Source organism: Streptosporangium sp. NPDC006013 (genome assembly GCF_040614275.1).
In the GTDB taxonomy this organism is placed as follows: Bacteria; Actinomycetota; Actinomycetes; order Streptosporangiales; family Streptosporangiaceae; genus Streptosporangium.
Genome location: NZ_JBEXUE010000253.1, coordinates 1 through 14,564, shown reverse-complemented (window position 1 = coordinate 14,564; position 14,564 = coordinate 1). Strand labels below are relative to the sequence as shown.

The 14,564-nt window shown below is 68.6% G+C and carries 12 protein-coding genes and 1 pseudogene; 8 read left to right on the top strand and 5 right to left on the bottom strand.

Going from position 1 to position 14,564, the window contains the following annotated elements; all coding sequences use genetic code 11:
- Positions 1-71: 71 nt before the first annotated feature.
- Positions 72-443 (bottom strand): annotated as a pseudogene (locus tag ABZ260_RS31265) (FKBP-type peptidyl-prolyl cis-trans isomerase); the annotation flags it as partial.
- A 624-nt stretch (positions 444-1,067) separates the two neighbouring features.
- Here ABZ260_RS31265 and ABZ260_RS31260 point away from each other — a divergent pair.
- The 5 genes from ABZ260_RS31260 (at position 1,068) to ABZ260_RS31240 (ending at position 6,711) form a co-directional block, all read left to right on the top strand.
- Positions 1,068-2,369 (top strand): extracellular solute-binding protein, encoded by a 1,302-nt coding sequence (locus tag ABZ260_RS31260; protein WP_355625000.1) that lies wholly within the window; start codon positions 1,068-1,070, stop codon positions 2,367-2,369.
- Between the two features lie 102 nt (positions 2,370-2,471).
- Positions 2,472-3,443 (top strand): sugar ABC transporter permease, encoded by a 972-nt coding sequence (locus ABZ260_RS31255; protein WP_355624998.1) that lies wholly within the window; start codon positions 2,472-2,474, stop codon positions 3,441-3,443.
- On the top strand, positions 3,440-4,291 hold the full coding sequence (locus ABZ260_RS31250) for a carbohydrate ABC transporter permease (RefSeq protein WP_350964185.1): 852 nt from the start codon (positions 3,440-3,442) through the stop codon (positions 4,289-4,291). The genes ABZ260_RS31255 and ABZ260_RS31250 overlap by 4 nt, the downstream gene beginning before the upstream one ends.
- Positions 4,288-5,706, top strand: coding sequence for a GH1 family beta-glucosidase (locus ABZ260_RS31245; RefSeq protein ID WP_350925943.1), 1,419 nt, complete (start codon positions 4,288-4,290; stop codon positions 5,704-5,706). Before ABZ260_RS31250 ends, ABZ260_RS31245 begins: the two co-directional genes overlap by 4 nt.
- A gap of 9 nt (positions 5,707-5,715) precedes the next feature.
- Positions 5,716-6,711, top strand: coding sequence for a LacI family DNA-binding transcriptional regulator (locus ABZ260_RS31240; RefSeq protein WP_355624995.1), 996 nt, complete (start codon positions 5,716-5,718; stop codon positions 6,709-6,711).
- Here the strand turns inward: ABZ260_RS31240 and ABZ260_RS31235 are convergent.
- A complete protein-coding gene (locus tag ABZ260_RS31235; RefSeq protein ID WP_355624993.1) occupies positions 6,695-7,693 on the bottom strand; it encodes a LacI family DNA-binding transcriptional regulator in 999 nt (332 codons plus the stop codon). The two genes, ABZ260_RS31240 and ABZ260_RS31235, sit on opposite strands and share 17 nt — an antisense overlap.
- Positions 7,690-9,069 (bottom strand): GH1 family beta-glucosidase, encoded by a 1,380-nt coding sequence (locus tag ABZ260_RS31230; protein WP_355624991.1) that lies wholly within the window; start codon positions 9,067-9,069, stop codon positions 7,690-7,692. The genes ABZ260_RS31235 and ABZ260_RS31230 overlap by 4 nt, the downstream gene beginning before the upstream one ends.
- Positions 9,070-9,262: 193 nt before the next feature.
- Between ABZ260_RS31230 and ABZ260_RS31225 the strand changes: the two genes are divergently transcribed.
- From ABZ260_RS31225 to ABZ260_RS31215, 3 genes are all read left to right on the top strand, one after another.
- Complete coding sequence (locus ABZ260_RS31225; protein ID WP_355624989.1) at positions 9,263-10,618, top strand: ABC transporter substrate-binding protein; 1,356 nt, start codon at positions 9,263-9,265, stop codon at positions 10,616-10,618.
- An 82-nt stretch (positions 10,619-10,700) separates the two neighbouring features.
- Complete coding sequence (locus tag ABZ260_RS31220; protein WP_355624987.1) at positions 10,701-11,675, top strand: sugar ABC transporter permease; 975 nt, start codon at positions 10,701-10,703, stop codon at positions 11,673-11,675.
- Between the two features lie 46 nt (positions 11,676-11,721).
- Positions 11,722-12,672, top strand: coding sequence for a carbohydrate ABC transporter permease (locus ABZ260_RS31215; RefSeq protein WP_355624985.1), 951 nt, complete (start codon positions 11,722-11,724; stop codon positions 12,670-12,672).
- Positions 12,673-12,815: 143 nt separating this feature from the next.
- Here ABZ260_RS31215 and ABZ260_RS31210 read toward each other — a convergent pair whose 3' ends face one another.
- Both ABZ260_RS31210 and ABZ260_RS31205 read right to left on the bottom strand, forming a co-directional pair.
- Entirely contained in the window at positions 12,816-13,103 is a 288-nt protein-coding gene (locus tag ABZ260_RS31210; protein WP_355624983.1) for a hypothetical protein, read from the bottom strand.
- A 374-nt stretch (positions 13,104-13,477) separates the two neighbouring features.
- Positions 13,478-14,281, bottom strand: coding sequence for a general stress protein (locus tag ABZ260_RS31205; RefSeq protein WP_355624981.1), 804 nt, complete (start codon positions 14,279-14,281; stop codon positions 13,478-13,480).
- Positions 14,282-14,564 lie beyond the last annotated feature (283 nt).

The window sequence follows — 14,564 nt, the reverse complement described above, 5'->3', positions numbered from 1 at the left end:
GCCACGACCGCGACCTCCTCCGGCACCGTCGCCGGCACCGTCGCCGACACGCCGCCATCGGCGGGAACGGGTGCGCGGTCCGGCAGGTCCACGACGAAGATGAGCGTCTCGCCGGGCTTGATGCGGTTACCCGCACCGGCGTTGCCGTAGCCGAGGTGCGGCGGGATGGTGAGACGGCGACGGCCGCCGACCTTCATGCCCGCGACGCCCTGGTCCCAGCCCGCGATGACCCGGCCCCCGCCCAGCGGGAACTGGAAGGCGTCGCCGCGGTTCCACGACGCGTCGAACTCCTCGCCCGTCGAGAAGGCCACGCCGACGTAGTGCACGGTGACCTGGTGCCCCGGCTTGGCCTCCGGGCCGTCCCCTACGACGATGTCGACGATCTCCAGCTCCGAGGGCGGGGCGCCTTCCGGAAAGTCGATCTCCGGCTTCTCCAGTGCCACGTGGTTCTCCTTGGTTGGATACGCGCCGGTCGATTTCCGACCGGCCGGACGACTCTACGGGGTCCGGCGCCGCCACGAGAGCCACGGGGACGGGATGGCTCCCGCGTCGTCCTTCGGGAAAGGAGCGTGGAGCGGGCGGGGAGGCGAGGCGCACGGGATTCACCACCGGAGTAACGGCGCGCGTGGGCATGCTGGGACCCGGCCGTGGGACGAGTCGTCGGGCCACCTGGTCCACCTGGTCCACAGTCGGCGGCATCCACGCCGCGGGTGGCCGGCGACGGGTGGAGCCCTGTTGAGAGTCACTGGGGAGCGCTCTCTGGTTGAGAGAGTGACCCGGCTCGCGAGGAGTGTCAAGGGTGTGGAGCAGCATCGTGGAACACGATGGAAACGCGACCTTAATGTGACCTTTTATTGTGGGAGCGCTCCATCCACTGCTAAATCTAACTCTTAAACATGCTTGACCTGGGAAAACGCCTCGAACTCTGGGAGAGCGCTCTCCAAGAAAAGTCGACTTTAGGGCGCAGGTCGGCGTTCGGGGGGCCGTTGACACGCAACCCCGTTGGTATCAATCTGCTCAGGGAGCGCTCTCTCCATGATCATTTATGAGGACCCAAGGAGGGTTCCATGCGTAAGTCACGCCACCGGTTCCTCGCCCCGATGGTCGCCGTCTCCGCCCTGGCCCTGGGCCTCACCGCCTGCGGCGGCGACGGCGGCGGTACCACCGCAGACGGTGGGGCGGCCTCCCAGCCGGCCGAGAAGATCAAGCTGACCGTCGGGCTGTTCAGCGACTTCCACTTCGCGCCGCTGTACGAGGAGTTCAAGAAGACCCACCCCAACGTGGAGATCGTGGAGCGCCGCGCGCAGTTCAACGACCACCACGCCAACCTCATCACGCAGCTCACCACCGGCGCGGGCGCCGCGGACGTGGTCGCGGTCGAGGGCGGCTACATCGCCTCCTTCACGCCGGTGCCCGACAAGTTCTACAACCTCAAGGACTACGGGCTGGACTCGCGCCAGAGCGAGTACCTCGACTGGAAGTGGAAGCTGGGCGTCTCCAACGACGGCTCCTCGCTCATGGGACTGGGCACCGACGTCGGCGGCCTGGCCATGTGCTACCGCCCCGACCTGTTCAAGAAGGCCGGCCTGCCAACCGGCCGTGACGAGGTGTCGGCGCTCTGGCCGACCTGGGACGGCTACATCGAGACCGGCAAGAAGTTCGTCGCGGCCAAGGTGGCGGGCGCCAAGTTCACCGACGGTCCCGGTGAGCATTTCCGCGCCATGGTCGAGCAGGCCCCCGTCGGTTTCTACGACGACCAGTACAACATCGTCGCCGCCACCAACCCCGAGGTGCGCAAGGCGTTCGACACGGGCGTGAAGATGATCGACAACGGTCTCTCCGCCAACCTCGCCGCCTTCTCGCCGCCGTGGAACACCGGAATCGCCAAGGGCACCTTCGCCACCATGGTCTGCCCGGCCTGGAAGACCGGCACGATCAAGGACCAGAAGCCCGGTGAGGGCACTTGGGACATCGCCGCGGTGCCCGGCGGCGGCGGCAACCAGGGCGGCACCCACCTGATGCTGCCCAAGCAGGGCAAGCACCCCAAGGAGGCCGCGGAACTGATCAACCTGCTGACCAGCAAGGAGAGCCAGATCAAGCTCTTCAAGGAGGCCAGCGCGCTGCCTTCGCTGCCCGCACTGTACGACGACCCGGCGGTGTCCGAGTACGTCAACCCGTACTTCGGCAACGCGCCGATCGGCAAGATCTTCACCGACGCCGCCAAGGCGCTCAAGCCGCAGCCCGTCGGTCCCAAGGGCGGTGACGTCCTGCAGGCGATCGGCAACGGCCTTCAGCGGGTCGACCAGGGCAAGCAGAACCCCGAGGAAGCCTGGAAGCAGGCGCTTGAGGACGTCAGCAGGATCAAGTAGCCGCCCCTTCGGCCGACTGGTCTCGCACCGGTCGGCCACCTGCTTGCCGCCCACCTGAGCCGCACGCCCGTCCTCACCAACGAATCCTGGAAAGGAGCTGCCATGGCCACTCGGGCACCCGATCGCCTGGCGGCGGCCCCGGCGGGCAAGCCGACGGGGCCCCGCCGCCGCCTGCGCCGCCACCTGGTCCACCAACTCGACGTCAAAGGCTCGCCGTACGCGTATGTGGCCCCGTTCTTCCTGCTGTTCTCCGCCTTCGGGCTGTTCCCCCTGGCCTACACCGCCTGGGTGAGCCTGCACGAGTGGACGCTGCTCCGGGACGAACAGCCCTTCGTCGGCCTGGAGAACTTCAGGACGCTGCTCGCCGACGACTACTTCTGGAACGCCACCTTCAACACCCTGTCCATCGGGGTGCTGTCCACGGTTCCGCAGTTGCTGCTGGCCATCTGGCTGGCCCACCTGCTCAACCGGCCGCTGCGGGCGCAGACCTTCTTCCGTGTCACGCTGCTGCTGCCCAACGTGACCAGCGTGGTCGCGGTGGTGGTCATCTTCAGCCAGCTCTTCGGCCGCGACTTCGGCATGATCAACTGGACGCTGTCGCTGTTCGGCGTCGAGGGTGTCGCCTGGAACGAGGGCGTGCTGAGCTCCCACGTCGCCATCTCCATCATGATCATGTGGCGGTGGACGGGCTACAACGCGCTGATCTTCTTGGCGGCCATGCAGGCCGTGCCGCGTGAGCTGTACGAGGCGGCCACCCTCGACGGCGCGAGCGACATGACCCAGCTCCGCAGGATCACCATCCCGATGATCAGGCCCACGATCATCTTCGTCGTCATCACCTCGACGATCGGTGCCATGCAGATTCTCGCTGAGCCGCTGCTGTTCGGCTCCTACCTCATCACCGGAGGGGTGGACCGGCAGTACCAGACGCTCTCGCTGTTCATCTACGAGAACTTCGCCAAGCTCGACTTCGGCTACGCCTCGGCCATCTCCTGGATGATGTTCGTCTTCATCGTCCTGGTCGCCGGCGTCAACTACCTGATCACCCGCCGCGCGAAGGGAGGGTTGACGTGAGCGCCCGTACCGCCGTCTCCGGAGCCCGGCGCTCCACGGCCGCCCGCAGGCTCACCTATCTCACGCTGGCGGCGGTGGCGTTCTTCTCCATGCTGCCGCTCTACTACAGCATCGTGGTGGCCTCACGCGACAACGCGGCCCTGGCCGACGTCCCGCCGCCGCTGCTGCCCGGCGGTAACTTCTTCGCCAACGTCGCCCGCGTCTTCGACACCGTCCCCTTCGCCCTGGCGATGGTCAACTCCGTCCTGGTCTCCGGCTCCGTCGCGATCGCGGTGATGTTCTTCTCCACGCTGGCCGGGTTCGCCTTCGCCAAGCTGCGCTTCCGCGGCCGCAACGCCCTGCTCCTGCTCACCGTGGCGACCATGATGGTGCCGACCCAGCTCGGCATCATCCCGCTGTACATGCTGATGGTGAAGCTGGAGTGGACCGGCACCATGTACGCGCTGATCGTGCCCGCGCTCGTCAACGCGTTCGGCGTGTTCTTCATGACCCAGTACCTCTCCCGGGCGCTGCCGACCGAGCTGCTCGAGGCAGGCCGGGTCGACGGCTGCAGCACCTGGGGCCTGTTCTGGCACGTCGTGCTTCCGACCGCCCGCCCGGCGGCGGCGGTGCTGGGCATGCTCACCTTCATGTCGGTCTGGAACGACTACTTCTGGCCGCTGGTCGTGCTGACCCCGGAGGATCCGACGGTGCAGGTCGCCCTGTCCACGCTGGCCAGCGGATACGTCAACGACTACGTGCTCGGCCTGGCGGGCACCACGCTCGGCACCCTGCCGCTGATGCTGGTGTTCGCTCTTCTCGGTAAACAGATCATCGGAGGAATCATGCAGGGAGCGGTGAAGGGATGACCGTCGTCGGCACTCGGGGGGCCACCCTTACGGAAGGGCGTGCGGACTTCCCCACCGGTTTCGTCTGGGGCGCGGCCACCGCGTCCTACCAGATCGAGGGGGCCGTGCGCGAGGACGGCCGCGAGCCCTCGATCTGGGACACCTTCTCGCGTACCCCGGGCAAGGTCGCCGGGGGCGACACCGGCGACGTGGCGTGCGACCACTACTTCCGGCACGCCGACGACGTCTCGCTGATGAGCGAGCTGGGCCTGGCGGCGTACCGGTTCTCGGTGGCCTGGCCCAGGGTCCAGCCGCACGGGAGCGGCCCTGTCAACGCGCGGGGCCTCGACTTCTACAGCCGTCTGGTGGACCGGCTGCTGGAGGCGGGCATAACGCCGTACGTCACCCTCTACCACTGGGATCTTCCGCAGGCGCTGGAGGACGCGGGAGGCTGGCCCGAGCGCGACACCGCCTACCGGTTCGCCGAGTACGCGGCGGCCGTGTACGCGCGGCTGGGGGATCGCGTCCACAACTGGACGACCCTCAACGAGCCGTGGGTGGCGGCCTTCCTCGGCTACGGCAACGGGGTGCACGCGCCTGGCAGGACCGACCCCGCGGCGGCCTTCCGCGCGGCCCACCACATGCTGCTGGGACACGGGCTGGCCGCACGGGCGCTCCGCGAGGCGGGCGCGCGGGAGATCTCGCTGGTCCTCAACCTGTCGCCGGTGATCACCCCGGCCCAGGTGGCCGATCCGGGGGCCGCGCCCTCGGCGGCGGACGCGGAGGCGGTCGGCCGGATCGACACCCTGCTGACCAGGCAGTTCATCGACCCTGCGGTACGCGGGGAGTATCCCGCCGAGTTCCTCGACATCGTCGGGCGCAACGGTGGCGTCGACCACATCCGGGACGGCGACCTGGCGATCATCAACCAGCCGATCGACCTGCTGGGTATCAACTACTACAACCCATGCGTGGTGGAGTCGGGTCCCGGCCAGGCGGCCGACGCGGCGTGGCCGGGCAGCGAGGACATCAGGTTCTGCCCGGCGGACGGCGTGCCGGCCACCGCGATGGGCTGGCCGATCGTGCCGAACGGGCTCTCCCGCCTGCTGGTGCGGCTCTCCGACGACTACCCGGAGGTCGGCCTGATCATCACCGAGAACGGCGCGGCATTCGACGACGTCGTGGAGGACGGCCGCGTCCACGACGCGCGCAGGACCGACTATCTGGACGGCCACCTGCGCGCCGTGCACGCCGCGATCGCGGACGGGGCGGACGTGCGTGGTTACCTGGTCTGGTCGCTGCTGGATAATTTCGAATGGGCCGAGGGGTACCGGCGGAGATTCGGGATCGTACATGTCGACTTCGCCACCCAGCGGCGCCTGCTCAAGGACAGCGCGCTCTGGTATCGCGAGGTCATCGCGCGCAACGGACTGTAGGGGAACACGATGAAACGACCCACCCTGGAGGCGGTCGCCGCCCGTGCCGGGGTCTCCCGGTCGACCGTCTCCCGGGTGGTGAACGGCCAGACCACGGTCACCGCCGACATCCGAGAACTGGTCATGCGCGCGGTGAACGAGCTCGGCTACGTCCCCAACGGGGCGGCGAGGAACCTGGCGACCCAGCGGACCAACTCGGTCGCGCTGGTCGTCTCGGAGTCGCCGAACCGGGTGTTCTCCGACGATCCGATGTTCTCCACGGTCATCCGCTCGGCCAGCCTGGAGCTGGAGGCCGTCAACAAGCAGGTCGTGCTGCTGCTGGCCGGGTCGCCGGAGAGCCACGCCCGGGTGGAGAACTACATAGCCGGCGGTCACGTCGACGGCGTCATGCTCGTGTCGAGCCACGGCGCCGACCCGCTGCCGGTCGCGCTCACCCGGCTGCGCGTCCCGGTCGTCTCCTACGGCAGGCCGGCCGTGCCGGTCGCGATACCCTACGTCGACAACGACAACGTCGCCGGCGCCGCCACCGCCGTGCGGCACCTGCTGGAGCGGGGCAGGCGGCGCATCGCCACCATCGCGGGACCGCTGGACATGATCGGCGGCCAGGACCGGCTGGCCGGGTACCGCGAGGTGCTCCGCGACTCCGACCGCCGCTCGATCATCGCGGTCGGCGACTTCACCCGGGAGTCCGGGGCGGTCGCGATGCGGCAACTGCTCGCCGACGACCCGGAGCTCGACGCGGTCTTCGCCGCCAACGACCTGATGGCGATCGGCGCCATGCACGCGCTCCGTCAGGCGGGGCGGCAGATCCCCGGCGACGTCGCGATCGTCGGCTACGACGACATAGAGGCCGCCCGCTACACCGACCCGCCGCTCACGACCATCCACACCCCGCACGCCGAGCAGGCCGCGGCCATGGTCCGTCTCCTGCTCGGCCTCCTCGACGGGGGGCCCGCCGAAACCGTGATCGTCTCCACCGAACTGGTCGTCAGGGCGTCGTCGTAGATCCCCGGACGATCAGCTCGGTGGGGAGCATCACCTGTGCCTTCTCCTCCAGGTCGAGCACCATGCGGGCGAGCCTCCGCCCCATCTCGACGGTCGGCTGCCTGACCGTGGTCAGCGGGGGCTCGGTGTAGGACGCGGCGGGGATGTCGTCGAAGCCGACCACCGCGACGTCGCCGGGGACCTGCCGTCCCGCCTGGCGCAGGGCCGTAAGCGCGCCCAGTGCCATCAGGTCGTTGGCCACGAACACCGCGTCGAGCTCCGGGTCGTCGGCGAGCAGCTGCCGCATCGCCGACGTACCCGACTCGCGGGTGAAGTCGCCGACCGCGACGATGGAGCGGCGGTCGGAGTCGCGGAGCACGGCACGGTAGCCGTTGAGCCGGTCGATCCCGGCGATCATGTCCTGCGGTCCCGCGATGGTCGCGATCCGGCGGCGCCCCTGCTCCACCAGGTGCCGCACCGCACGCTCGGCGCCGCCGACGTTGTCCATGTCCACGTACGGCAGGCTGCTGGGCACGCTGGGCCGGCCGCTGCACACCACCGGCACGCCGCGCCTGGCGAGGATGCCGGGCAGCGGGTCGGTTCCGTGCATCGAGGCGATGATCACGCCGTCCACGTGGCCGTTGGTGGCGTAGCGCTCGACCCGCTGGTAACCGCCGGCCAGGCCGGTGAGCATCAGCACGAGCTGCTTGTCGGCCTCCTCGATCTCCATGCTGACCCCCCGGATGATCCCGGAGAAGGTGGGATCCTCGGAGAAGACCCGGGTCGCCGGTTCGGGGAAGACGAGGGCGATCGAGTCGGCCCGTTGGGTGACCAGGCTCCGCGCCGCCTGGTTGGGCACGTAGCCCAGCTCGTCCACGGCACGGTTGACCGCCTCGCGGATCTCCGGCGCCACGCGCGTGGAGCCGTTGACCACGCGTGAGGCGGTCGCCCGGGACACACCGGCCCGGGCGGCCACCTTCTCCAGGGTTGGACGGGCCCTCACAGTCCGTTCCGGCGTACTACCTTGCTGTACCACAGGGCACTGTCCTTGGGGGTACGGCGTTGGGTTCCGTAATCGACATGTACGACGCCAAAGCGTTTGCGGTAGCCTTCGGCCCACTCGAAGTTGTCCAGCAGGGACCAGACGAGGTAACCGCGTAGGTCCGCACCACCCTCGATGGCCGCGTGCGCCGCGCGCAGGTGCCCGTCGAGATAGGAGAGGCGGCCAACGTCGTGCACCTCGCCGTCCTCGACGACGTCGTCGTAGGCGGCGCCGTTCTCGGTGATGATCAGTGGGGTGCCCGGATAGTCGCGCGAGAGCCGCAGGAGCAGATCGGTCAGGCCGAACGGCTGGACCGGCCAGCCCATCGCGGTCTTCGGCGCGTCGGCGAGGCCGAAGGCGATGCCCTCGCTGCCCGGGTAGACGGGGTTGGCGGGCTCACCGGTGCGGGCGGCCACGGTCTGCGGGTGGTAGTAGTTCACGCCCAGCAGGTCGATCGGCTGGCTGATGGTCTCCAGATCCCCGTCCCGTACGAAGGACCAGTCGGTGAAACGGCGGGCCCGCTCCACGACGTCGGCGGGATACTCGCCGCGGAGCACCGGGTCCAGGAAGATCCGGTTCTGCAGGCCGTCGACGAGCTCGGTCGCCGCGACGTCGTCGCCGAGCACGGGGGCGAGGTTGAGCGTGATGCCGACCTTGGTGGCGCCCGAGGCACGCAGTGCCTGGACGGCCAGGCCGTGGCCGAGCAGCAGGTGGTGGGTGGCGGCGAAGCCCAGCGCGGGATCGGCGAGGCCGGGAGCGTGGATGCCCGAGGCGTAGCCGAGGAAGGCCGAGCACCAGGGCTCGTTCAGGGTGGTCCAGGTCTCGACCCGGTCACCCAGCCGGCCGTGCGCGATCGCGGCGTAGTCGGCGAAGTGCGCGGCGGTCTCCCTGCTGGTCCAGCCACCGAGATCCTCCAGGGTCTGCGGCAGGTCCCAGTGGTAGAGCGTCACGATCGGGGTGATGCCCGCGCCGAGGAGTTCGTCGACCAGGCGGTCGTAGAAGTCCAGACCGCGCGGGTTCACCGGGCCCGAGCCGTCGGGCTGCAGGCGGGGCCAGGAGATGGAGAAGCGGTAGGCCGCGAGGCCGAGGTCGCGCATGATGGCGACGTCCTCGGGATAGCGGTGGTAGTGGTCGCATGCGACGTCACCGGTGTGGCCCGAGTAGACCTTGCCAGGGGTCCGGGAGAAGGTGTCCCAGATCGAGGGCCCCCTGCCGTCGTCCCGGGCGGCGCCCTCGATCTGGTAGGCCGCGGTCGCGGCACCCCAGACGAAGCCCTCGGGAAACCTCAGCACGCCGGAGTCCCGAAGGTCGTAGGACTTTTCGGCGGACATGGTCATGTCCTCACCGTCCCATTCTGTGTGGCTGTTCCGTGAGAGCGCTCTCACGAGCATCACGGTAGCGCACGGATCGTGTCAAGAAAAATGAGACTGTAACCGTAATATCACAGTTCTTGACATTGAGTGGTGTGCGGACAATTCTTCCAGAGAGCGCTCTCTCACTCCCCGGCAATGTACATATGGAGGAAGGTCCATGTCGCTCCTCTCTCGGCCCAATCGTGCCGTCCTGGTGGCGGGCACCATAGGGCTGGCGCTGGTCGCCACCGCATGCGGATCCACGGAGGCCAAGCCATCGGCGGGCGGCGGCAGCAGCACGTCCCCCGAATGCGCCGCCTTCAGCCAGTACGGTAAGCACGAGGGCAAGACCGTCAGCATCTACTCGCCGATCCGCGACACGGAGGCCGACCTCTTCGAGCAGGCGTGGAAGCCGTTCGCCCAGTGCACCGGCATCAAGATCACATACGAGGGCACCGGCGAGTTCGAGGCCCAGATCCAGGTCCGCGCGGACGGCGGAAACCCCCCCGACATCGCCTTCTTCCCCCAGCCGGGACTGCTGGAGCGCTTCGCCAAGGCCGGCAAGCTCAAGCCCGCCTCCGAAGAGGTCAAGAAGCTCACCGGCGAGGGCTGGTCTGCGGACTGGGCCAAGTACTCCACGGTCGACGGCACCTTCTACGGCGCCCCGCTGGGCGCCAGCGTGAAGTCCTTCGTGTGGTACTCGCCGAAGATGTTCACCGAGAAGGGCTGGGCCGTCCCCAAGACCTGGGACGAGCTCATGACGCTCAGCACCACGATCGCCGGCACCGGCATCAAGCCGTGGTGCGCGGGCATCGAGTCCGGTGACGCGACCGGCTGGCCGGCCACCGACTGGATCGAGGACATCCTGCTCCGGGAGATCGGCCCCGAGGGCTACGACGACTGGGTGAGCCACAAACTGCCGTTCAACGACCCCAAGGTCGTCGCGGCGGTGGACAAGGTCGGCGCGATCCTCAAGAACGACAAGTTCGTCAACGGCGGCTACGGCCCGGTCAAGTCGATCGCCAGCACCGCCTTCCAGGAGGGCGGCGTCCCGATCACCGAGGGCAAGTGCGCCCTGCACCGCCAGGCGTCCTTCTACGCCAACTTCTGGCCCGAGGGCACCAAGGTCGCCGAGGACGGCGACGTGTTCGCCTTCTACCTGCCGGGCAACGACCCGGCCAAGAAGCCGGTGCTCGGCGCGGGCGAGTTCGTGGCGGCCTTCGCCGACCGTCCCGAGGTCCAGACCGTCCAGGCCTACCTCGCCTCCGCGGAGTTCCCCGCCGCCCGGATGAAGCTGGGCACCTATGTCACCGCCCGCAAGGGCGTCGACCCGGCCAACGCCCAGAACCCGATCGACAAGCTCTCCATGGAGATGCTGCAGGACCCGAGCACGATCTTCCGCTTCGACGGCTCGGACCTGATGCCGGCCGCGGTGGGCGCGGGCACGTTCTGGAAGGGCATGACCGACTGGATCAACGGCAAGGACACCAAGACGGTCCTCGACTACATCGAGGCCTCCTGGCCCAAGTCCTGACATAACTCGATAGGTCCGGTCCCGCGTGCTGCGGGACCGGACCGTCGTTCCCCCCGGCCCGATCCTCCCGGGAGATCCTCCGATGGACTTCGACTTCGCCGCCGAACTGCCCAAACTCGTCCAACTGCTGATCGGCGTCGCCGCGTTCCTCGTGGTGGTCGCGGTGATACTGCTGCTGGTCGACCGCGCCCCGATGCGACGGCGCGCCTGGATCCACGCCACGATCCTGCTGCTGCCCGCACTCGCACTTCTCACCATCGGCCTGGTCGTACCGGCCGTAAGGACCACCCTGCTGTCGTTCATGAGCGGTGACGGCAAGCAGTGGGTGGGCATGGACAACTACGGCTGGATGTTCACCCAGCCGGAAGCGGTGACCGTACTGCGCAACACCCTCATCTGGGTGCTGCTCGTCCCGCTGCTGGTGACCTCGGTCGGACTGGTCTACGCCGTCCTGGTGGACCGCACCCGCTTCGAGTCGCTCGCCAAGTCGCTGGTCTTCCTGCCGATGGCGATCTCCTTCGTCGGCGCGGGCATCATCTGGCGCTTCGTCTACGCCTACCGCTCCGAGGAGCAGGACCAGATCGGCCTGCTCAACCAGCTCGTGGTCGCCGTCGGCGGCGAGCCACAGCAGTGGCTCCAGGAACCCCCGCTCAACACGCTCTTCCTGATCGTGGTCATGGTCTGGATCCAGGCGGGCTTCGCCACCGTGGTGCTCTCGGCGGCGATCAAGGGCATCCCCGCCGAGATCGTCGAGGCCGCCAAGCTGGACGGCGCGACCCCGCTGCAGATGTTCTTCAGGGTGACGCTGCCGTCCATCCGCTCGGCCGTCGTGGTCGTGATGGTCACCCAGTCGATCGGCACGCTCAAGCTGTTCGACATCGTCCGGACCATGACCGGCGGCCAGTTCGACACCAGCGTCATCGCCAACGAGATGTACAACCAGGCCTTCAGGTACGGCGAGACGGGCAAGGGCGCGGCCCTCGCGGTCTTCCTGTTCGTACTGGTCACCCCAATCGTGATCTACCAGATCCGCCAGCGCAGGGAGGCCCTGAGGTGACCGGGCGATCAGGCTGCGCGAGCACGCCCCGGACGGAGGAGGCCACGTGGCCACGTTGACCCATACCGCGGTGCGGACCCGGGCGGAGAACGCGCCGCAACGCGTACGGCGGCGGCTGAGCGGCCGGGTCGCCAGTGCCGTCGCGATCGTCATCGCCGTCCTGTGGACCACCCCGACCTTCGGCCTGCTGCTCTCCTCGCTGCGCCCGGAGGACCAGATCAAGACCACCGGCTGGTGGACGTTCTTCTCCGACCCGCAGATCACGCTGGAGAACTACCAGCAGGTCCTGTTCGGCACCTCCTCGTCGTCCGGCCAGATGATGAGCTTCCTGATCAACTCGGTGGTCATCACGATCCCGTCGGTGCTCTTCCCGCTGGCGCTGGCCACCTTCGCGGCGTACGCGCTGGCCTGGCTGCCGTTCCGTGGGCGTGAGTGGATCTACATCGGCATCTTCGCGCTGCAGATCGTGCCGCTGCAGATGTCGCTCGTGCCGCTGCTGTCGTTCTTCTCCGAGGGCGTTTCCGCCTTCGGCGTCCAACTGCTGCCTGCCTGGGACCTGGAGGGGCCGGCCCGCTTCATCCAGGTCTGGTTCGCCCACACCTGCTTCGCGCTGCCGCTGGGCGTCTTCCTGCTGCACAACTTCATGTCCGAGCTCCCCGGCGAGCTGGTGGAGGCGGCCAGGGTGGACGGGGCCAGCCACGGGAAGGTGCTGCGCACGATCGTCCTGCCGCTGGTCGGTCCCGCGCTGGCCACCTTCGCCATCTTCCAGTTCCTCTGGGTCTGGAACGACCTGCTGGTGGCCCTGATCTTCGCAGGTGGCACTCCCGACAGCGCCCCGATGACGGTACGGCTGGCGCAGATGGCCGGTACCAAGGGCAACGAGTGGCAGCGCCTGACCTCGGGCGCGTTCGTCTCGCTGGTCATCCCGCTGATCGTCTTCCTGTCGATGCAGCGCTACTTCGTCCGTGGCCTGCTCGCCGGCAGCGTCAAGGGCTGACCGGCCCCGGGCTCTCCTCGATCCGGGTGTTCACACACGCGGTGAACACCCGGATAAAGAGAGCGAGATGCCCAGGCATTTCCGACAAATCTAGAAAATGCCCTATTCTGCTGCACGTTCTCGTCGGAGTTTCGTGTCCGGGGTCAGCGAACGGGCTTCCATCGCCATCTGATGTCCCCGCTGGCCTTTATGCACCTATATTTCTTGTTCGTCACCTTCGCGTATCCGTATTTGCCGTGCGCGGCCGCCGGGCAGAACGCGCCCGGTGTGATGCATCGCCAGACCTGACCGTCGCGCCGGTAGGTGCATCCGGCGGCCGAGGTCGCGACGGGCGCGGAAACCGTGGTGGCGGCGTGGACGGCACCGACCGCAGTCGGCGCGATCATGGCGCTGCCGACCAGGGCGGCGACGGCGAGCAGACGTCTCAACAAGCAGGGCTCCTGAAAAAGGGGAATGTTCCGCTTGTGAGACGTCTTAGGCAAAGGGCTGGTTGACCGGAAAATCAGGCTTTGTTGGAGTGCTTTCGCTGGGAATCCGGATCATTATGCTTAGCGAGTGGATTGCCGGTTTTATCGGGCAGTTGAATCGCTCCCGTTGTGGTTCCGGTGTTCGAAACGGTCAGGGATCGGCCGTCGCCCACCTCATCAGAGGGAGGCGAGAAGCGGGAGCGGAGGGGGCAGGTTCGGATTCCCGGCGGACCTCCGGGGCGAAGAACGATGTGCCACGCGCCTTTTCTGCCGCCCCTGCGGGTGCCGGCGGCCTGTCTCCGGTACGCCCCTGGCGCCCGGGGCGTACCGGGTGTGTTTCAGGAGCGGGGCTGTTCCGGAGCGGGCCGGTCCTCGGTGCTCGGCGGCGTGGGGGCGGGGGCGTCCGGGGCGGAGGTGACCGGCCTGGCCGGAGGCGGAGTCGAGATGGCCGGGCGTGCGGAGAGGTCGGGAGTGACCGGCTGCGGGGGGAGGCCGGAGGTGACCGGGCGGCCGGAGAGACCGGGGGCGGTCGGCTGCGGGGGGAGGTCCGTGGTGAGCGGCTGCGCGGGGGTGGAGTGGCCGGGGGCGGTGGTCTGCGCGGCGGCGGGGTCGTACATGCCGGCCGACGGCGGGACCTCCACGACGACGGTGTCGGCCGGACCGGGGAGCGACGACTCCAGGATGGCACGGGCGTGGTCCAGGTGCGAGGCCGTGACCAGCACGTCGTAGCGGCCGGCGACGATCGCGCTGCGCGAGGCGAAGTCCCGCTTGCCGCCGGTGAAGACGTGGTTGATGAATCCGAACGCGGCGCCCATCACGGCGCCCCACAGGGCGGCCCAGAGCACGAGCACGATGAACGACAGCGTGGTCGAGGTGAACAGCCCGAGGAACATCCCGACCACGGCGCCGAAGGCCGCGCCGCTGCCCGCTCCGGTGAGCGCGGCCCGGCCGTTGGTCACCCTGCCGGTGACGGTCTCCTCAAGCTTCAGGTCGCTGCCGACGATCGCCACGTTCTCGACGGGAAATCCCGCGTCGGAGAGCCCGTCCACGGTTCGCTGCGCCGCGAGGTAGTTGTCGTAGCCTGCCAGGACCCTCCGGTCCACCACGACCTGCGTGTCCAGGCCGGTGGGCGTCTCGTTCATGGGTGCTCGCCTTTCGGGGGTGGGGGACGACTCGACGGTCGGACTACCCCGTGACCGGGGGAGGATGCCTGCCGGTATCGGCATCTTGTCGTGTGTGGCGACTCCGGGCGGGGCAGCGCGGTGCGAGCCCGGTGCCGGTCACCGGCGGGGGACTGCGATTACCGCTGGGGACGGGGGTGGGCGCGTCAGCGTCCCCGGCCGCTGACGGTAGCCGTCTACGAGAGGCCCAGGTGAGCTCGGGCCCGGCCAGGTAGCAGCAGCGCGGGCACGACCGCGAGCGCCG